Here is a 20,503-nt window from a genome sequence, read left to right as displayed (position 1 = left end):
AGAAGATTGAGAATTCGAAGATTGAGAGGATGCTGACGAGCTACTATTTTTATTATGAGAGTAGTTTTTTCGATAGTTATAATTACTCATAGCACTATCACCTCCAATTAATTATATAAATATTATATGTATGTACACTATTAATTGTTACGATAAAGAATAGGAAGAGGAGATACAATAAAATATCTCCTCAGTATTTTTCGAGGAGATAAATGATGATTCTATTAAAATGATACGTATTAATAACCCCAGTAAGGAGGGAAGTAATAAGAATCTTGATAATATAGATTTTGTTGTGGATTAGGAGGCTGAGTTGGTGGATTTATCATTCCTCGATTTTGATTACAGTTTGCCGAAGGACCGATTACCGTAGTAGATTGAATAGGAGATACCGCTTGTTTCCATTGTTGTTCATTGAGACAATAAGTATGAGCCATTATATTAGCCGGAGTTAATCTTAAAATATCAGAACCAAAAATAACTTCTGGGGTTGGGGCGTCGAAAATAGCTAATAAATGAGTATTATCTGCTGTAGCAATTTCATAATGCCACCATGCCTGTGGAATATTAGCAACTTGCCCTGGTTTTATCGGTAAGTTTAAAATTTGATTCGTAAATGGATTAAGTAAAGAAACAACAGCAGATCCTGAAATACAGTAAACAAGCTCAGCTGCATTTTGATGAATATGAGGTTCTACAACATTCCCGTTACTTAAATAAATATCTAATAAAGAAGTATTTTCTAAAGTATTTAATTGTTTAATGCCAAGTACGTTTATATAATTTTGGGCATCTTTCTTAAAAAAATTACTTTTACTTAAATCATGAGTGAAGTTGGTTGAAGGAGAGGTGTAGTCAATATTAGAAGTCATTTGTATTACCTGCCTTTCTTATATTGTATTGCAATCTGAAATTAGGGTATGAGTCTAGGTATTGAAATGTGAAAGGGGGATGGTTTTAGTTTGTAAAATAATAAAACCGTTAGTGTGTATACAGTATGATTGGATCACGATGAAATAGTATCACATTAGTTTGGTTGCGAAAAAAAGTGCTATTAATTACAATTAATGTGATTAATAGCACTTTTTTATTATGAAATACAAGGGGAGTGTGGGGAATGAATAATACTATTTTAAAAGAGTTAGAAGTTGAATTGAAAAATCACTTTAAACCATTTTTGAATGAGCCTGCAACAATAGAAGAAATTCAATATGTCGAAAGTGAAATGGGGATTTCGTTTCCAGATGAATTACGTATGCTTTATCTCGCACATAACGGTGAGGGTAAATCTGGGCCAGGTTTATTTTTTGGTTTGCCATTTCTATCGTTAGATGAAGTTTTGGATGAATGGAGAATATGGAAAAAGGTTGAAGATGGAGGGACATTTGATTTTGATGCATACTCTATACCAACAAAGTATATTAAAGAGAAATATGTAAATAGAAGATGGATACCCATTAGTAATGACGGTGGTGGGAATAATATTGCAATAGATATTGATCCGGATGAAAAGGGGGAAATAGGACAAGTTATTAATTTTGGACGAGATGAAGAAGTGAAATATGTTATTGCAAATAGAATTTCAGATTTTTTACTATTCATTTTACAAACGCTAAAAGATAAAAATTTCACGATTCACCAAGAGGAAGATTATTCATATTGGAGTTATGGTGCTAATGATAATATACATTTTTTAGACGCATTATTTAATATTGAATTACCTGTTTTACATCCTAATTTTATATTTCAATCTGAAAATAATGTTAAAAATTGGTATGGTAGTTTAAATGAAAAATGGAAAAACATCGTGGGATCTCATGAACGTGCGAGTAAATTTATAAGAGAAAAGAGGTTATATTTAGGTGGGAATGAGTTAGTAGATATTAGTCCATTACAGATATGTACGGAAGTAAGGGAGCTAATTTTATCTGGAAATGAAATTAAAGATATAACAGGATTAGAACGGATGAATTCTTTAAAGAAGTTATATTTAGTTAATAATCCGGTTCAAGATTTAACACCAATATTACATTTGCAGCACTTAGAAGAAATGAATATTAAGAAGACGAGTGTAAATAATCTATCGGCACTTGTAGAAATGCCATCATTAAAAAAAATAGATATTTCAAATACAGATATTAAAGATTATTCGTTGCTATCGCAGTTTCGGATGTTAGAATCGCTTTCTGTACATATTTCAAATCGTGAACAGCTCATTGCAATTTCAAAAGTAGATACTTTAAAGCATTTACGTATTTTAGGGTTAGATAATGTCAATGAAGTGGATTTACTCGTTTTACAAAACTTAAATAAATTAGTAACAATTGAAATTGAAAATAGTAGTATTGATAATTTTAATTGTTTTAAATATAATACAGCACTACAAAATATAAAGTTAATAGATACAAAGGTAAAAGATGGATCGACATTAGGGCGATTGAAAGGATTAAAGGAGCTAGAATTAGATGGAGCAACAATTGAAAACCTTGAAACGATTTGTTGTTCTAATTCATTAGAAATATTTACAGGGTCGTTTGATCAATTTCATATGTTAAAAGACTCTTTTGATAAAAAAATAGATTTTTCAAAAATAATTGGTGAAATGAGTGAAGAAGAAAGAGAAATTTGGTACCAGCATGTAAGAGATTAGAATACAGGAAATAATATTATTATGTAAACAAGTTTCAAACCACTGTTTGACAGTTGATTCGGCAATAAATTGGTTAAAATCAATAAATTAAGTGTAATTGAATGTCACATCCCTCCTAAATCGTTCGTCTTGTATGTAGAACGATAAGGAGGGATTTTATTATGAATACATTTGATGTAGCAATTGTTGGCGGCGGGCTTGCTGGATTAACAGCATCTATATATTTAGCGAAAGCTGGAAGGAAAGTGATTGTGTTAGAAAAGTCTAATCGCTTTGGTGGTCGAGGGATGACTATAAATAAAAATGGCATTTGCATGAACCTTGGTGCGCATGCTTTATACAGAGGAGGAGAAGCATTTTTAACTTTTAATGAGCTCGGTATGAGTCTCCCGGGTGGAATACCATCTACAAAAGCGCATGGAATATGGAAAGGCGATGTATTTACCATTCCGACAGATTTTCGCTCTATTTTATCAACACCTCTACTTTCATGGTCTGCAAAAGTACAATTCTCACGTCTTATGATCCATTTAGGGAATGTAGATGTAGGAGAAGTTCCAAAAATGAGTCTAACTACATGGGCAGAGAATGAAATAAAAGATCCAATGGTTCGAAATATATTTTATGCGCTATGCCGAACAACAACATATACGTATGCTCCTACAATACAATTAGCATCATCAGTACTAAAGCAAATACAGCTTTCTATGAAAGAAGGAGTATTTTACGTAGATGGTGGTTGGGGGACGATAATAACAAAATTAAGGGATTTAGCGAATGCTGTTGGTGTGCAATTTCTAGCTAGTAAGCATGTTTTGGAAGTAGAACATTGTGAAGGTATACAAAAAATTCGTTGTTTGGATGATGAAGTATTTGAAGTTGATGCAGTTGTCGTGACGACTCCACCTAAAGAAGCTTGTAAAATAATAAAAGGTGCAGAAGGAACACGTCTGTATAGATGGAGTGAACAATCGGTACCGGTTACCGTTGCTGCATTAGATATTGGCTTGAGACGTTTAACCAATCCTACACATCATTTCGCATTGGGATTAGATCAACCTGTATTTTTCACAAACCAATCAAGAGCAGCTAAATTAAGTGAAGATGGATCGATAGTTGTGAGTTTAATTAAGTATCACAATCCTTTGGTAGAGATAAATGATTTTCATGATGATAAAGAACAGTTGAAAAATACGATGGAGTTGTTACATCCAAATTGGAAAAGAGAAATTGTTGCACAGCAATATTTGCCGGAAATAACGGTAGTAAATGATTTTCCTCATATTGATCGGGTTGAAAACCCGGGTCCTAATATCCCTGAAATGCCTGGTGTTTACATTGCAGGAGATTGGGCTGGGCATGATGAATTATTAGCTGATGCTGCGGTAGCAAGCGGGAAACGTGCAGCGTTACACATTTTAAAGCAATTAGAAAGCGAGGATGTTCATCATGGACACGGAGCAATTATATGAAGCGTATAAACCATTGTTATTTTCATTAGCATATAGAATCCTTGGGAGTGTTATGGATGCTGAGGATATAGTTCAGGATGTATTTGTCTCGCTAAATAATATTGAGGATGTTGAGTCTATAGAAAATATGAAAGCATATTTGTGTAAAATGGCGACAAATCGTTCAATTGATAAATTACGTTCGGCAGCGCATAAACGTAACGTATATGTAGGGGTGTGGTTACCTGAGCCACTTGTAGAAGAGAGTGATGGGCCGCTGGAGTCATTTGTAATGAAAGAATCCCTTTCCACGTCATATTTATTACTTTTACAACAACTGTCTGAGGTAGAAAGGATTGTTTTCATATTAAGGGAGGTTTTCAGTTATGACTACGAGGAAATTGCTTCAATTGTTGATAAGAGTAGTGTGAACTGCCGGAAAATCTTTCAACGTGCACGACAAAGTATTTTAGATAACCCGAAGCAATCAAAATTAAGTACGAAGAAAATGGCTGCTTATGTTGAAAAGTTTGTGTCATCATTACAGTGTGGGGATGCGCAAGGAATGTTAGAAGTATTAAAAACAGATGCGATATTCAAAGCAGATGGTGGCGGTAAAGTTACAACTGCTATTAATCCGATTTATTCTGCGGATAAAATTATACGTTTGTTCTTTGGGATTGCAAAACGATTGACAGAAGAGTACACTGTTGATCTTAAAATGGTAAATGGTGCACCAGGTGTTATAGTTACAATAAATAACAAAATAACTTATGTACTTTCATTTGCATTTGAGGATGAGAAAATTTCAAACATTTATATGATGGTTAATCCTGAAAAACTTATGCATTTAAATGTGGAAATATAAAATAAAGACGCATTTCACAGAAATGCGTCTTTATTTTATTACTTTTCTAACATTTCAAGAGGTACATCTTTTTCACCGGCTACCTCAAATTTAATTTCCCCGTCTTCTTCATAAATACGTGTAATAATCGGTATAGTAATCATTAATTTTTTATGTTGCTTTCGCTTCCTAGCAGCATCTAAGCTAATCACGTTCATTGTAAGCATCCTTTCTTCTAAAAATATATAAACAAAAGAAAATGCGTCCGAAAAGGGCGCTTAATTGAATTTGAAATACCGATTCATTTAAATGGGGTTTATATTATTTTATAACTGCAATTTTAATGTGAAATAATATGAATGGAATAATTGCACGTAGAAATTAACTTTACCAAAAAACGAAACAATATGCTATAAAAAATTATAAATCTTTGTCATATAACGGGAAAAAGGTTTTTGTTTCGCATATAATAAAAAGTAGACGGGCAGCAAGAGCTTTTTCATCATATTGCTTGGAAAGGCGATGAAAAGAATGGATACAGTAGATTCATTATTATTGCAACTTGAACAATATGGAGAAGAGCACGATCGAAATAAAAAAACGAGGGAAGAAAAATTACGGAATATTTCTCGTGAATTGGGACAATTATTATCAATTTTAGTTAAAGGATGTAATGCAAAAAAAATTTTAGAAATTGGAACTTCTAATGGTTATTCTACATTGTGGTTAGCTAATGCGGTAGAAGAAACTAATGGAAATGTAACAACTGTAGAGCTTTCTTCGGAAAGAGTTGGAGAGGCACTTGTAAATTTTGAAAAGGCAAACCTTGTACAAAGAATCGATGTTCATAATCAAGAAGCGGGGGCATTTTTAGATTCGCAACTCGATCATTCATTTGATTTTATTTTCCTAGATTCAGAGCGTACACAATATATTTGGTGGCTTGAGCATATTAAACGTATTTTACAACCAAAAGGTTTTCTTATTATTGATAATGCAACTTCTCATGCGAGTGAATTAGCTGAGTTTATAAAAATGATTGAAGAAGATGATGTGTTTGAAACGGTGTTATTAGCGTTTCAAAAGGGAGCATTTGTAGCGCGTAAGAATAGATAGAAGTGAACGTAATATAATTATCACATTGAAAGTGAGTAGATGTCAAAGAATTGAAAACAGCATAGTAATAAAAACATAAATTACGTAGGTAACATATGAAGAATCCGCCTTCAGCATGTTGTTCTCTAGGTCTTAAGTCTGAGGAAAATTATGATGATTACAGGTATACTTATACTAAGAAACAGGGAATGACTGCATAAACAGGCATTTCTAAAAAAAATCGATTTCAAGCAGTCAGAATGTATATGAAATACGATATAATAGATGAAATATAGTGCATATAAATTCGCACATATAAATAAGGGAGCGATTTTGTTGACTGAACTCGAGAAAAAAGAATCTGTATCGATTGTGAAAGATAATAATGTAGAAGTAGTAGTTGATACAGTTATAAAAGATGCAGAACTAGAGGAACTGAATAAAGAGGCTGATCTTTATGTGCAAAAGTTAAATAGCGAGCAAAATACAGATTTATCAAAAGTATTGTCGCAACTTGGAGACTTAGGAGATAAAGAGCAGCAAGCAGCAGGACAAACGTTATCAGCATTGAAACGTCCTGTAACAGCGATGATGAATGGGAAAAATGAAGAAATTCCAAATACATTGCTAGAATTACGAAAAGTGGTCTCAGAACTTGATCCGAATTCATTAAAAGCAAGTGGTATGAAGAAAATAATGTTCAAAGTATTCAAGAAGAATCCTCTTGAAACATATGTGCATAAATATCAATCTATAGATAAGCAAATCGAGGAGATTATAAGATCACTACTAATTGGCCGTGATAACTTGCAAGAAGATACAGTTGGCCTTGAAATGTTAAAAGAACAATCACATGATAAAATTCATGCTCTTGATAAACAAGTATACTTAGGAAAAAAACTTGCTGGCATGCTCGAAGCTGAGAAACAAAATCCAGAGCGTCAAAGAGATATTCCATTAATTAATGATGCATTAGAAAAGATACTCGTACGTACACGTAATATGCAGCAAGCGAAAAGTGTACTATTACAATCTATCGCATCTGTAGACATTATTAAGAAAAATAACGAAAAATTAACAGAAGCAATTCGTAATGCAATTACGATGACGCAAAACGTTGTAACAGTTTCAGCTGCTATCCAGCTGGCATTAACGAATCAACGTAAAACAATTGATGCAGTTAATGCGACAAATGAAGCAATTGAATCAATGGTATTAAGTAACTCACAAGCGTTAAAACAAAATACAGAAGAAACAACAAAATTGCTTGAAAATCCTGCTATTAGCATGGATAAATTACGTGAATCATTCCAAAATGTATTTGCGGCTATTGAAGCGTCTGAGAAATCTTCAGAACGTATTATCGAGTCTAGTAAGAAATTCGTCATTGAACTAGACACATTTAATGATGAGATGAAGCAGAAACTCATTCAGCGTCCAAGGAAATAACAGATTATTAGAGGAGGTGAAAAAATGAGTTTCATTCAAACAGTACTAGTACTATTAGGTACATTACTTTTAATCGCATTTACTGTCGTTGTATTAGTTGTATATTTCGGACGAAAACTGTATTTTTCATGGACGAAACCATATAAAAGAGCACATGATTCTTTAGAAAAGTTATCGAATAAATCAATACCGTTTCTACAAGAATTTACGCAGCACCCACTCTTTTATCGTTGGATTCGTACGGAAGGGAAGAAAGAACAGCATACATTAAATACTCTTTTCTGTACATCAGGACAACGTACGAGAGAGCAAGTATTCTCTATGTTACCGAAAGAAAAACAGAAAAAAGTACATGTAATGGCAAAAACAACGAAAAAGCTTACAAATGAAGATATCGACTTAGCAACTATGAAAGTGAAAGATTTCTTAAGACAAGAATCACAACAAACAGTAAAACCGACAGACTTATCGTTTTATAAATTGTATTTTTATGATCGATATCCAGATGCACTAAATACAATTCAAGCGTATAAACGCTCAATAAATCCTTCATTACAAAGAACGGTTGATGACATTACAATTTCAGTATTGAATGCATTGCCGTACTATCAAGAGCAGCGTATGTTTGAACAACAGCATAAACTTGAAACGTTCTTAATGAAAGATTTAACTGCGATGTTATCGTTAGTAGTACAATTACCACCGTCACAACGACCGGAAAAAGAAGAAGAATTAAAAATCTACTTGCAAAATTTCAAAAAAGAAATGGAAGAAGTAGAGCGAGATATTCGTGACTCCATTGATCACGATTTGAATGTGAAGATGAGAGCAGCGACAGAGAAATTTAAGAATAAATAAAAAAAACGCCTTAAAAGCTAAGTATTACAGCTTTAAGGCGTTTTTTTGAGGTTTTATTTTGCCTTAACGGTAGTATGACTAGAAGGAACACTCTCATTATGCAATCGATCAACGGCAGTTACCACATAGGTATACGTTTCTCCGGAAGTAGCCGTTTTATCTACATAAATTTCTCCAAGTTTCGTTTTTCTGACAGTAGTAAGTAAATTTTTTGGATTTTGTATATCCACTTCATTTTTTCCATTCACACGATAAATAGCGTAATAAGTAGAGTCATTATCTCTATTGTCAATGATACCTATAGCAATACCTTCATCTCTTGGAATGGCACCCTTTAAAGTAGGCTGTTTTGGTGGATTATTATCAAGCCAAGGCATAGGTGGGATTAATGCAGGATGTTTATATATGTCTTTCGAGAGTCTATATTTAATTCCTAGTGGGTTTTTATTCATATCTTTTAAGCTGAAATGCATGCTACCTTTTATTTGAGAATATTGACGGTTTAAAGCAATTTGCTTTGGATATTCTTCTGGATCAGACCAAGCAGGGACAGAGTTGTTATTTATTTTATAAGCCGCTTGACCGATATATAGGTGAATCGGTTTGTTATTTGTTTCTTTTACCCACCAATCTACTAATATGTCATACGCAGCAGGTGTGAAACCAATATTCCAATATATTTGCGGGGTAATGTAGTCAATATATCCTTTTTGTATCCACTCACGTGTGTCAGCATAAAGGTCATCAAAGTTTCTTTGGCCTGCGGTTGTGTTAGAGCCAGTTGGATCATCAGCAATATTTCGCCATACACCAAATGGACTAATACCAAACTTTACATATGATTTTTCTTGCTTAATAGCTGCATTTAAACTCTTTACAAGTTCATTTACATTGTTACGTCGCCAATCCTCTATATTCTTAAATTTACCGTTATTATACGTTTCGTACGTTTTTTGATCAGGAAATTCTTCACCAACTACTTTATAAGGATAAAAATAATCATCCATATGCAACGCATCAATATCGTAATTTTGTACGATTTCTAAAGCACCTTCCGTTATAAATTTTTTAACTTCTGGAATACCAGGATTGTAATATAACTTTCCGCCATAAGGTACAACCCAATCGGGATGTTGTTTTGCAGGGTGATTTGCTGATAATTGGTTTATATCAGTGTGATTCATTGTTATTCGGTATGGGTTAATCCATGCGTGGAACTCTATATTTCTTTTATGTGTTTCTTCAATCATAAATGCGAGCGGGTCATAACCAGGATCTTTTCCTTGTGTACCTGTAATGTATTCAGACCAAGGACCGTAATTTGAGGGATAGAAAGCATCAGCAGTTGGTTTAATTTGTATAACAACTGCATTCATACCAGTATTCTTTACATCGTCTAGTAATCGAATAAATTCTTGTTTCTGATCCTCAATTGATAAACCAGTCTTTGAGGGCCAATCAATATTAAGAACAGATGCGATCCATACAGCACGTAATTCATGTTTCTTGTACGTAGTATTTACTTCAGCATAAGTAGAGTGTGGGGGAATGAAAGAGAAAGGAATAAAAAAGATGACGATACAACATATCATTAATAAACGTTTAATGATCATTTATACGCCTCCCTATCATATGATTATTTAAAATAATATACGATATAAGGTTGGCCTTGCAATTGAGAAAAATATATATTGAAACATTAATTTAATAGGAGAAATATTTTTACTGAAATTTACTTTCAATATAACTAAATCGTTTCATTACTTCATATGCTTGTTAGTAAAGTGAAACTTCCTTTCACTTGAAAGGGAATAAATTATAAGTATAGGAGGATTAATAAATGAAGGTTTTATTCGTTTGTTCTGGAGGAATGTCCAGTGCAATTGTTGTAAACGCTTTAAAAAAAGAGGCGGAGAAAAATGGTGTGAACATGAAAGTGCATGCAATTGGAACAAGTGAAGTGGAGGAAGAAGTAAAGAATGGTTGGGATGTTGTAATGGTTGCACCCCAAATTAGACACCGATTTGACTCTGTAAAAAAACTGGCAGAGCAGGAATCTGTTCCGTGCGGTATCATTCCGCCGCAAGCATACACACCGCTGGGTGGGCCGACTTTATTAAAAACTGTAAATGATTTAATCAGTTAGGGGGAAGGGGTATGAATAAGTTTGTCACGTTTCTTGATAAAAACTTATCTGGACCGATGGCAAGGCTTTCTGAACAGAGACATTTGCAAGCAATTCGTGATGGAGTTATTTCGGCGTTACCATTTATTATCGTAGGGAGTTTCTTTTTAATCGTAGCATTTCCACCATTGCCGAAAGATAGTTTCATATCAGTATGGGCATTAAAGAATCAAACAAGTATATTAATACCATATCGGTTAACGATGTTTATTATGTCTTTATATATAGCATTTGGAATAGGATATAATTTAGCGAAAAGTTATAAGTTAGATGCTTTATCAGGAGCACAGCTTGCGGTATGTTCACTACTATTAACATTAACCCCTGAATTAATTGATAAAAAAGGATTTATGCTTCCGATGACAAATCTCGGAGGCCATGGATTATTCGTGACGATGATTGTTTCTATTTTATCAGTTGAGATTTTAAGATTTTGTAAGAAGAATAACGTAACAATCAAAATGCCAGAACAAGTACCACCGTCAGTATCGCGTTCGTTTGAAGCACTTATACCTGCAGCTTTCGTTATTATTATTATGAGTCTTATTACAGTCGTTTTTAAAGTTGATGTACATTACGTTGTGGATAAATTAGCTGCACCGTTAGTAAAAGCAGGTGATAGTTACTTTGGCGTTATTATACCTGTATTTTTAATTACATTTTTCTGGTCTTTCGGAATACATGGTGTATCGGTTGTAGGAACTGTGGCGAGGCCGCTTTGGGATGTGTATTTAGGAAAGAACGGTGAAGCTGTAGCGAGTGGTGCGAGTCATTTTCCATTCATTGCACCAGAGCCGTTTTATCAATGGTTTATTTGGATTGGTGGTTCGGGAGCAACGTTAGGACTTGTGTTAGCTATGATCGTATTTGGTCGATCAAAATATTCGAAAGCATTATCGAGAACTTGTATTGTGCCTGGGATTTTTAATATTAATGAACCGGTTATATTTGGTTTGCCGATTGTATTGAATCCAATTTTAATTATTCCTTTTGTCATTACACCGTTAGTAACAGCTACTATAGCTTATGCTGCAACTGCGATGGGGTTTGTAACACCAACTCATATTATGCCGCCGTGGACATTACCAGCTCCAATTGGCGCGTATTTAGCAACAGGTGGAGATTGGCGTGCGATTGTATTAGTTTTTATAAATATAGCAATATCATTCCTTATTTACCTACCATTCTTTAAAATGTATGACAAAAATATGCTTGAAATTGAAAAGAATGGTGACGGGGAATCTGTTAATCCTTAAGTTTTATATTTTATTTTTGAGTGATAGGCATTTCGTCTATCACTTCTTTCACATTAAGTCTAGAGAGGGTGAAATGGAATGAATATAAAATTTAGTTATAAAGGTGTATTTTTATTATTATTTGGAGTGATTTGTGCAAATTTACTTTTTGTACCTTTATTAAGAATGCTAAGTCTATCACAAATGCATAGTATATGGCTCGTTACAAGTATTGCGGCAAGTGTTTTGCTTACGATTGTTGTTTCTTTTATTGATGGCACATTTGTATCGAAAGTCCAGTTGTTTATTAGATTTATATTGTTTTCTGTAGGTTGTACGTTGTTTACTTACATAATTGTTTTTTAGTGAATAGGGGGTCATGCACGTTATGTATATTGCAGGGATAATGTCCGGTACATCGTTAGATGGGATAGACGTAGCGCTCGTTCATATAGAGTCAACAGGTAGAGAACAATTTGGAAAAGAGTTTGTAAGTGAATTATTAAAACGATTTGAAAAGTATAGTAAAGAAAGTATATTGACCACTGTCACGATGTTTACAGCAAATTCAATTGTTCATCATTATAAGGAGTTTATTTTGCCACACTATGAAATCGATGAGGTGATTCTAGGCGGCGGTGGAAGTTATAATGATACACTTGTTGAAATGGTACGAAATGGATTGAAAGAAGAAAAATGCGCAATTTTTATTCAAGAAGATATAGGCTATTCTTCCGCAGCGAAAGAAGCAATCGCATTTGCAATTTTAGCAAACGAAACGCATCATCGTAATCCGAGTAATGTGCCGAGCGCAACAGGTGCAAAGAAATCTGTAGTTTTAGGGAATATAACTTTCCCTCCAATAAGAAGAAAATGAGGCGAACATATATGAAGTATATGATTGGAGTAGATGGTGGGGGATCAAAGACAGAGGCGATTGCTTTTGATCAAGATGGAAATGAACTTGCAAGAGGTACGAGTAGATTTGGAAATATATTAATAGATTATAAGGACGCACTCTCACATATTATGGATTCGATTGATCAATGTCGGGAAAGTTTAATAAATGAGAAATGCGTATGTATTTGTTTAGGATTAGCAGGTATAAGTGGAGCAAATACAGATGAATTAACATTACGTCTAAAAAAGAAGTATGGAACACAAATTGAAGTTTTTAATGACGCAATGATTGCACATGCGGCTGCTTTAAAAGGGAAGGATGGAATTTTAACGATTGGCGGTACAGGTGCAATTTGTATTGGGAAAAAGGGAGAAGTGTACGAGTATAGCGGGGGATGGGGACATATTTTAGGAGATGAAGGAAGCGGATATTGGATTGCGTTACAAGGTTTAAAGAGAATGGCAAATCAATTTGATCAAGGAGTTACACTTTGTCCATTAAGCTTAAGGATTCAAGAGCGGTTTCAACTTTTGACATCGTCTCACATAAAAAGACTAGTATATAGCTCTTCAAAAGATAAAGTTGCAGCAATTGCACCATTCATTATTGAGGAAGCGAGAAATGGGAATGATGACGCACATGAAATTATGATGCAAGCTGGAAAAGAATTAGCAAGAATTACAGTAGATATTTATAACAAGATGCAGTCTGATTTATCAACTCCAATTGCAGTAAGTGGCAGCATATTACGTTTCGTTCCTGAAATATATGCTGAATTTAAGAAATGCTGTGGGAAAAGTATGGGAGAAGTTACATTTGTATCACAATCAGAACTAGCAGCGAAAGGGACATATTATTTAATGAAGGATTTATATTTTAAAGTATAAATAATTAAATGACATTTTGGTATGATTTGTAAAAATATGATGTTAAAATGTATAAAGGGATGTATGGTGAACTATTCGCCACTTAGCAAAGCTGGAAGTGGGAGCTTCTCAGTTCCACGACGAAAGTAACCTTTCGTCTCCTTGAGCGTTACTTCGGGGTGTTCCACCCCTAGATGTCCAACGATTAGATGCTCTCTTTATACGGTTGATATTTTACGCAGGAACCGAATGGCTTGGTTTTCGCACTCTATTTTCTTCCTGCAACCTTCTATATCAAGTTATCAAAGAACTTCATATAGCTAGTTTATCAAAAAATTTTGGCTATGCCAAACCGAAATTCATCTCCCACCTACCGCTGGGTTATCGCCCTTCACGCGCTTGAGGTAGGAGAATTCTTTCGGTAAATTCGTTAAAAACGTACAATATAGGTAGTCATTGAATATTGTATATGTATTCCCATGTAGAAAGTGAATGATTACATGATTAATAGTATGCAGTTTTTGTATTTGGTGGTTTCTTATTTATTTGGAAACATATTGACCGCTTATATCGTAACAAAGTGGAGACATAACGTTGATATTAGGGATGAAGGAAGCGGGAATCCTGGTGCAAGAAATATGGGGCGCGTATATGGAAAAGGGTATTTTATCGCTACATTTTTAGGTGATGCAATCAAAGGGGCAATCGTAGTTTCTATTGCAAAATACCTTTTTGAAGATTCTACATTCGTAATGTTAACATTATTGGCCGTTATCATTGGACATATTTACCCAGTTTTATTTAAAGGCAAGGGCGGAAAAGGCATTTCAACATTTATTGGAGGACTCATCGCATTCGATTATTTGATAGCGCTTACTCTTATAGGCATTTTCATTGTATTGTATTTAATATTTAAAGGATTTACAAAGCCAGGGTTAATTACAATTGCTTGTTTACCAATTTGCATGATTTTGTATTCTTACTCTATTGTTACGACAATTATAAGTACACTTATAATTGTACTTATTTTATATGTAAATCGAGAATGAAATGAACTTTTAATAAGTGGAGTTTATCTCCACTTATAATTTTTATTAAATGCACAAAGGAGATACAACATGGGGTTAATTTATAAAGTTGCTGATCAAGATTGGGAATTTGAAAGTATACATAAATTAAATTATAAAACTTTTGTAGAAGAAATTCCGCAACATGAAGAAACGAAAGAGCGTGTTCGTATTGATCGTTTTCATGAAGAAAATACATATTTAATTTGTTTAGATGCGGGTAAGTTAGTAGGTATGGTTGCGTTGCGAGGAAAACGACCATTTTCGTTAGATTATAAAATTCCAAATTTAGATTTTTATTTGCAAGAACATGGAGAAAATGTATATGAAATTCGTTTGCTTTCAGTAGAACGTGAATATCGAAATGGGAGAGCGTTGTTAGGTTTAATTCGCTTTTTACATCGTTATTTGCTTCTAAATGGATATGAATTGGCACTCATTTCAGCCACAACACGTGAACTACCTTTATATGAGCAAATGGGATTCAAACCTTTCCATATGTTAGTTGGTACAGAAGCAGCAGCTTTCCAGCCAATGTATGTTACCCCTGCTATGTTTGAAGAGTCGAGCGTTGGGGGTATTATGACGAAAGAATACACGTTTTTACCTGGTCCAGTAGATATTGAAGAAAATGTTCGAAAGGCATTTTCTACTAAGCCTATTTCGCATCGCTCTAAGTCATTTCAAGTGACGATGGGCAATGTAAAGAAACGATTACTTCAGATGACAAAAGCAAAGCGTGTACAAATCATGTTAGGAACAGGGACGTTAGCGAATGATGCGATTGCATTACAGTTACGTTCTTTAAAAGGGAAAGGACTAGTATTAACAAATGGGGAATTTGGTAATAGATTAGTGGGACATGCAATACGTGCACAATTACAATTTAATACGTATAAAAAAGAAATAGGAGAGCCGTTTATACATACCGAATTAGAAAAAATAATTGCAGGTGGAAATTATGAATGGCTTTGGTTTGTTCACCATGAAACATCAATTGGAATGTTAAATAATTTAGAAGAGCTAAAAGCGCTTTGTAAAAAGTATCAAGTGAAACTATGTGTAGATTGCATAAGCTCAATTGGCGCAATACCAATAGATTTGAAGGATGTATATTTTGCAAGCGGTGTTAGTGGAAAGGCAATTAAATCGTTTACTGGATTATCTTTCGTTTTTCATAATCACAATGTGAAAGTAAACGAGACGTTACCGGCCTATATGGACATTGGTATGTACGAAGAAAATGAAAGTATTCCATATTCTCATTCATGGAATTTAATTTATGCATTGCAAGAAGCATTGAAGAGATTTGAAGATGAAAAAGTATATGTAAAAATTAAAGAGACATATGGTTATATGGAAGAAGCTATTACTAGTATAGGATTAAAGCTTGTTTCACCTAAAGAACATGCCGCGCCAATTATAGTTACCATTCAATTAAATGAAGATCAGTCTTCTAAGGAGACAGGCGATGCCTTAGCGTTACAAGGATATATTGTCCATTACGAATCAGCTTATTTACAAAAGAATAACTGGATCCAAATCGCATGCCTGAATCATTACAAAGAACGTGATATGAAGAGGATGTTGAATTGTTTACATATGTGTACTGTAAAGAGTAGCGTACATATATGAGAAATGATTTTTTAACATAGTAGGTTGCGTATAAAGGGATTATTACTTACGAAAGCTTAGAAATGAGACAAACAGTAAATTATAAATCATTAGAAGAGGTGTTAGTATGATAACTAAAAAACTACCATTACATATAGCAGACATTAAAAAAGCTCAAAACATTCTAGACAGAAATGCTCGTAAAACGCCACTAGTAAAATCTTTTTATTTAACCAGTAAAACCGGCGGAGAAATTCACTTGAAATTAGAAAATATGCAATTAACGGGTTCATTTAAATTCCGTGGTGCGTTTAATAAAATGTCACAGCTGACAGATCAAGAAAAAGTGAGAGGAGTAATTGCTTGTTCTGCAGGTAATCATGCGCAAGGAGTTGCTTTATCTGCTCATTTACTCGGTATTAAGAGTAAAATTGTTATGCCGATTTCTGCACCTCAGGCGAAAGTTGATGCAACTAAAGGATATGGATCTGAAGTGGTTTTACATGGTGAAACTTTTGATGATGCAAAGGCAAAATGTGAGGAGATTATTAGGGAAACAGGTGAAACATATTTACATCCATATGACGATGTAGAAGTAATGGCTGGTCAAGGTACAATTGGCTTGGACATTCTTGATGATATGTGGGATGTAGATACTGTTATTGTACCAATTGGCGGAGGTGGAATTATTTCTGGTATTGCGGTTGCATTAAAATCTTTTAATCCATCCATTAATATAATTGGTGTTCAAGCAGACAATGTTCATGGGATGAAGGCATCTTATGACAAAGGCACAATTGTAGAACATTATGAGGCACCTACTATAGCAGATGGCTGCGCAGTTAAAATACCAGGCGATTTAACTTTTGAAGTTGTAAAAGAATTAGTAGATGATATTGTAACAGTATCAGAAGGCGAGTTAGAAGTAGCGATGAAAGACTTATTACAGCGTGGTAAAGCTGTTGTAGAAGGTGCAGGTGCATTAGCTACTGCTGCTCTACTTGCAGGGAAAGTGGATACATATATTAAAGGGAAAAAAGTAGTAGCGGTTATATCTGGCGGGAACGTAGACTTACAGCGTATTTCGAGTGTTTGTGAGCAATTTTTTGTAGCGAATGAAGTGAAATAGTATTTGAAAAACATTAATTTTATGAAAGAAGAGCTAAGAGAAATTATCTTAGCTCCTTTTTTATTATGTTTGTGTGGAAGTAAATAATGACTCCATTTTGATTTTACTCTTTTTTCGAATTTCACTGTCTGCGTGCCGCATTACATATTTATGTGCTATAGCAATTGCTAAAATATCATCTAATAAGCCAATCCCAATAATAGCAGCTATATCCGGAATGAAGTCGATTGTTAATACGTAATAAGATAAAGCGGCTAATATGATGAATTTTGCTTTAGTAGGTAACCCTTTTTTTCTCATTGTATAGTACAAAATAATACTTTCATATACACTAGATTTCCCGAGGTTAGCTGAGCTTTTTTTGAATTTTTTCCAAAGTGTCTGTTTCTCCATATAAACACTCCTTTTACAAAAACATAGATTTTTTAAAAGGATAGACAAAGAAGTGAGGGAATAATCAATTTTATTGATTTTCTTATTGTATATTTCCGTGAAAATAGGAAATTACCTGTTCAAAATAAAATAATGTGGGTTATGCAATGATTCACATTATTTCGCTACCTAAATATGTACAGTAAAATGTATGTGGATGATTTAGTTATTATTATGCATTTTATAAGGGGGAAGGGGAATGAAAATAATAGAACTGACAAGTGTATTTTCTTTTTTATGAATTTATAGTTATAACATCCTAAATTTTGTTTATAATTGTAAATGGTTATTAAAATGTACAAATGTTATTTCTTTTTAAATAAAAAATATAAAAGGCAAAAATAATGCAACTTTTTAACGTGCGTATTCGTGTTATATATGAAAGGAGGAGGGGGATGGAGATTGAAGAAATATACAAGGTTTATATAAACGATGTGTATCGGTATTTATTTTCCCTTTCTCGTAGCCATCACGTAGCGGAGGACTTGATGCAGGAGACTTTTTACAGGGCGTATCTTTATCTAGAAGACTATGAAAACCAAAAGATAAAATCTTGGCTTTTTAAAGTGGCATATCATACGTTTATTGATTTTGTTAGAAAAGAGAAAAAAGTAGCTTTTGTAGGAACGGAGGAATTAGAGACAATACAAGCAAGTGAATCTACAGAGGAGTATGTAGTTGCAAAAAATAGTTATGAAAAATTAATTCAGATTATTCACACTTTACCATTGGTAGAGGCACAAGCTATTTTACTATGTGACGTACATCAATTAACGTACGAAGAGGGTGCTTCTGTATTAGATTTAAAGTTAAACACGTATAAAAGTCACATATTTCGTGGGAGAAAGAGATTGAAACAATTGTTAAAGGAGGAAAAGAGTCAAAATGACAAATGATAAACCTCATTCTGAACAAGAAGATTATAAAGAATTGTTACAAGAAGCTCTTCATCAAAGGCCTGCTTCTCTTCCTGATGGAAAACAGGAGCAAGTGTTGAAAATAGGAAAAAAAAGAGCGCGTATTACGAACGTTTTAATTGTATTTACTTTTTTATTACTTATTCAACCTATTTTATATGTATCTACACTCTTATACTATGTATTTGCACCTACAAACGCAATGGAGATACGGAATGTAGTAAATCAAACGTTAAGTGTAACGGAACCCAATGTATATATGAAAGAAAGAGACATGGAGCAAACGTTGTTACCGCTTAGTTTACAATTGCATTTTGATTTGTATAAAAGGGTAGGGAAGAAAGATATTCGAATAGGCGAAGAGAAAACATATTATTTATTAAGTAAAGTAACGAAAGTAAGCCGTGAATATACAACAGATGAAAAAATTCCGGAAGTCCAATATATAGATAACGAGGTATTATCTCATCCTAATAATTATAATGTGTCTTATAGTAGTAGCGAAGAAGCACAAGTATTAAAAGGTCTCCCACAAGAATCTGTAGTAGAAGCATTTGTATCTTTTAGAGAATTATTAAGTGTACAAGAGGTAGAGAACATGTTTCCTACTATTGATATTGTATGGTATGCCGTGAATACAGGGTTAGAGGAGAAGCAAAAGAATGATGAGGGTCTGTATGTTGCACCGATTGGTTTTCCAGCAGATTTAATTTCAAGTCTAGGTGGTCCTTTTTCAAGTGATTCACCTCATGAGGAACAATTTATTGGTGTGTTAAAGTCATTACAGAAGCATGAAGATTTAGCGGTGAAGCTATCTAGAGCGAAAACATTAGAGCTGTCAAAACGTATTTCTTTCCTTGAAAAAAATGGGGTAAAAACATACGGGGCAGTTGTAACTGGACCTAAAGGAGAAGTTGAAAAATTGATGAGCCATGAAAAAGTTAGAAACTTGAAAGTGGGTGAAGTGAGATTATGGAATTGGCATTCTTAAAAAAAAGAAAGAGTCATATTTATAAACAGGAAACGAGGATGGGGATTATTTCATTAATAATTGCTTTTCTAGCGTTATTGTATTTAAACATTATATTGCTTATTCAAGAAACATTTATAGGCGAAGGTTTTCTGCAAATAGTTGGAGCAGGATTGTTGTGTTCAGTCGTAGGTATGCTCACGAAAAGCAAGAGTCGAAAATATGCACTGTGGGCGTGTAGTTTATTTGTTTTTATGCTATTGTTTGCTGTATTTGGATTTATGTTAGGTTGGATGATAAGCTTTGCGCCATAAATATGTGGAAAAGAGCGAATGTAGATTCGCTCTTTTTTTTATACATAAAAAAAGAGTCTATCAAATTTGAAAGAAGAGCACTATGTATCTAGACTGGAGAAAAATTATTCTGGACTAGAACTACGAATAACCAAAAATGAGCTTTAAAACAGTGTTGTCAAAGATGTAATAATCTATGCAACAAAAAAGTTTAGTCGGAATTCAAAACACCAAAATGGCTTGCATTGGTAATAGGCTCAAAACTAGTATATGTAAAATGAAAAATCTTATACAAAAAGCAAACAACAATTTTGGTTGTCTGCTAGTGAGCTGAATGATGGTTGTAGAAGCAAAAGTAAAATTTGAATTAGATGAAGAACAAAAATTACAGTTTCAAAATGTAAGAGAAAATGAAGGGGAACAAGAAGCATTTTACTTTCTAGAATAATTGATAATGAAAGAAATTGATTTAGCTGAATTTGTGGAGATGGAGTACAAGGATAAAAAATTAAATTTCATTTGATACGTAAGAAGTTGTTAAGTG

The 20,503-nt window shown here is 33.7% G+C and carries 20 protein-coding genes and 1 pseudogene; 17 read left to right on the top strand and 4 right to left on the bottom strand.

The genetic code is table 11. From position 1 onward, the window contains the following. Positions 1 to 239: 239 nt before the first annotated feature. Positions 240 to 872 (bottom strand): cupin domain-containing protein, encoded by a 633-nt coding sequence (locus COC96_RS00640; RefSeq protein WP_098266797.1) that lies wholly within the window; start codon positions 870 to 872, stop codon positions 240 to 242. Positions 873 to 1,117: 245 nt separating this feature from the next. Between COC96_RS00640 and COC96_RS00635 the strand changes: the two genes are divergently transcribed. The 3 genes from COC96_RS00635 (at position 1,118) to COC96_RS00625 (ending at position 4,969) form a co-directional block, all read left to right on the top strand. Further along, positions 1,118 to 2,650, top strand: a complete 1,533-nt coding sequence (locus tag COC96_RS00635) for an SMI1/KNR4 family protein (protein ID WP_098266798.1) — start codon at positions 1,118 to 1,120, stop codon at positions 2,648 to 2,650. A 161-nt stretch (positions 2,651 to 2,811) separates the two neighbouring features. Next, positions 2,812 to 4,122 carry a phytoene desaturase family protein gene (locus COC96_RS00630; RefSeq protein ID WP_098266799.1) on the top strand — a complete coding sequence of 437 codons (1,311 nt, stop codon included), beginning with the start codon at positions 2,812 to 2,814 and terminating at the stop codon, positions 4,120 to 4,122. Next, entirely contained in the window at positions 4,100 to 4,969 is an 870-nt protein-coding gene (locus COC96_RS00625) for a sigma-70 family RNA polymerase sigma factor (RefSeq protein WP_098266800.1), read from the top strand. The genes COC96_RS00630 and COC96_RS00625 overlap by 23 nt, the downstream gene beginning before the upstream one ends. Positions 4,970 to 5,007: 38 nt before the next feature. Here COC96_RS00625 and COC96_RS27430 read toward each other — a convergent pair whose 3' ends face one another. Beyond that, positions 5,008 to 5,166: a hypothetical protein gene (locus COC96_RS27430; protein WP_001100984.1), complete on the bottom strand. Its 159-nt coding sequence runs from the start codon at positions 5,164 to 5,166 to the stop codon at positions 5,008 to 5,010. A 304-nt stretch (positions 5,167 to 5,470) separates the two neighbouring features. Between COC96_RS27430 and COC96_RS00615 the strand changes: the two genes are divergently transcribed. The 3 genes from COC96_RS00615 (at position 5,471) to COC96_RS00605 (ending at position 8,350) form a co-directional block, all read left to right on the top strand. Beyond that, positions 5,471 to 6,064, top strand: coding sequence for an O-methyltransferase (locus COC96_RS00615; RefSeq protein WP_141535985.1), 594 nt, complete (start codon positions 5,471 to 5,473; stop codon positions 6,062 to 6,064). 315 nt (positions 6,065 to 6,379) lie between these two features. Next, positions 6,380 to 7,492, top strand: a complete 1,113-nt coding sequence (locus COC96_RS00610) for a toxic anion resistance protein (protein ID WP_141436282.1) — start codon at positions 6,380 to 6,382, stop codon at positions 7,490 to 7,492. Positions 7,493 to 7,516: 24 nt separating this feature from the next. After that, positions 7,517 to 8,350, top strand: a complete 834-nt coding sequence (locus COC96_RS00605) for a DUF3974 domain-containing protein (protein ID WP_098266802.1) — start codon at positions 7,517 to 7,519, stop codon at positions 8,348 to 8,350. A gap of 53 nt (positions 8,351 to 8,403) precedes the next feature. Here the strand turns inward: COC96_RS00605 and COC96_RS00600 are convergent, their stop codons facing one another. After that, complete coding sequence (locus COC96_RS00600; protein WP_098266803.1) at positions 8,404 to 9,963, bottom strand: glycoside hydrolase family 10 protein; 1,560 nt, start codon at positions 9,961 to 9,963, stop codon at positions 8,404 to 8,406. A gap of 227 nt (positions 9,964 to 10,190) precedes the next feature. On the opposite strand from COC96_RS00600, the gene COC96_RS00595 reads away from it, so the two are divergent. The 8 genes and pseudogenes from COC96_RS00595 to tdcB all read left to right on the top strand — a co-directional run bounded on the left by COC96_RS00595 (position 10,191) and on the right by tdcB (position 17,347). Further along, complete coding sequence (locus tag COC96_RS00595; protein ID WP_098266804.1) at positions 10,191 to 10,496, top strand: PTS sugar transporter subunit IIB; 306 nt, start codon at positions 10,191 to 10,193, stop codon at positions 10,494 to 10,496. 11 nt (positions 10,497 to 10,507) lie between these two features. Next, complete coding sequence (locus COC96_RS00590; RefSeq protein ID WP_098768090.1) at positions 10,508 to 11,791, top strand: PTS sugar transporter subunit IIC; 1,284 nt, start codon at positions 10,508 to 10,510, stop codon at positions 11,789 to 11,791. 78 nt (positions 11,792 to 11,869) lie between these two features. Further along, positions 11,870 to 12,136, top strand: a complete 267-nt coding sequence (locus COC96_RS00585; protein ID WP_098266806.1) for a hypothetical protein — start codon at positions 11,870 to 11,872, stop codon at positions 12,134 to 12,136. Between the two features lie 88 nt (positions 12,137 to 12,224). Next, positions 12,225 to 12,647 (top strand): annotated as a pseudogene (locus tag COC96_RS00580) (anhydro-N-acetylmuramic acid kinase); the annotation flags it as partial. 11 nt (positions 12,648 to 12,658) lie between these two features. Beyond that, positions 12,659 to 13,558 (top strand): BadF/BadG/BcrA/BcrD ATPase family protein, encoded by a 900-nt coding sequence (locus COC96_RS00575; RefSeq protein WP_098768089.1) that lies wholly within the window; start codon positions 12,659 to 12,661, stop codon positions 13,556 to 13,558. Between the two features lie 479 nt (positions 13,559 to 14,037). Next, the gene (gene plsY / locus COC96_RS00565; protein WP_098266809.1) at positions 14,038 to 14,586 is read left to right on the top strand and encodes a glycerol-3-phosphate 1-O-acyltransferase PlsY; all 549 of its coding nucleotides are present in this window, start codon (positions 14,038 to 14,040) and stop codon (positions 14,584 to 14,586) included. A gap of 69 nt (positions 14,587 to 14,655) precedes the next feature. Further along, positions 14,656 to 16,239: an aminotransferase class V-fold PLP-dependent enzyme gene (locus tag COC96_RS00560; protein WP_098266810.1), complete on the top strand. Its 1,584-nt coding sequence runs from the start codon at positions 14,656 to 14,658 to the stop codon at positions 16,237 to 16,239. Between the two features lie 106 nt (positions 16,240 to 16,345). Further along, positions 16,346 to 17,347 (top strand): bifunctional threonine ammonia-lyase/L-serine ammonia-lyase TdcB, encoded by a 1,002-nt coding sequence (gene tdcB, locus COC96_RS00555; RefSeq protein WP_098266811.1) that lies wholly within the window; start codon positions 16,346 to 16,348, stop codon positions 17,345 to 17,347. Between the two features lie 63 nt (positions 17,348 to 17,410). Here the strand turns inward: tdcB and COC96_RS00550 are convergent, their stop codons facing one another. Then, positions 17,411 to 17,740, bottom strand: a complete 330-nt coding sequence (locus COC96_RS00550; protein ID WP_088233298.1) for a YkvA family protein — start codon at positions 17,738 to 17,740, stop codon at positions 17,411 to 17,413. A gap of 434 nt (positions 17,741 to 18,174) precedes the next feature. On the opposite strand from COC96_RS00550, the gene COC96_RS00545 reads away from it, so the two are divergent. Genes COC96_RS00545 through COC96_RS00535 form a run of 3 tightly spaced genes read left to right on the top strand, consistent with a single transcriptional unit; the run spans position 18,175 to position 19,980 of the window. Next, on the top strand, positions 18,175 to 18,675 hold the full coding sequence (locus tag COC96_RS00545) for a sigma-70 family RNA polymerase sigma factor (protein WP_098266812.1): 501 nt from the start codon (positions 18,175 to 18,177) through the stop codon (positions 18,673 to 18,675). Beyond that, the gene (locus tag COC96_RS00540; RefSeq protein WP_098768088.1) at positions 18,665 to 19,687 is read left to right on the top strand and encodes an anti-sigma factor; all 1,023 of its coding nucleotides are present in this window, start codon (positions 18,665 to 18,667) and stop codon (positions 19,685 to 19,687) included. The genes COC96_RS00545 and COC96_RS00540 overlap by 11 nt, the downstream gene beginning before the upstream one ends. Next, positions 19,669 to 19,980: a hypothetical protein gene (locus COC96_RS00535; RefSeq protein WP_098266814.1), complete on the top strand. Its 312-nt coding sequence runs from the start codon at positions 19,669 to 19,671 to the stop codon at positions 19,978 to 19,980. The genes COC96_RS00540 and COC96_RS00535 overlap by 19 nt, the downstream gene beginning before the upstream one ends. The last annotated feature ends 523 nt before the right edge of the window (positions 19,981 to 20,503 follow it).

The organism is Bacillus cereus (assembly GCF_002577405.1).
GTDB lineage: Bacteria > Bacillota > Bacilli > Bacillales > Bacillaceae_G > Bacillus_A > Bacillus_A cereus_AU.
This window is presented reverse-complemented; position numbering and strand designations above follow the sequence as displayed.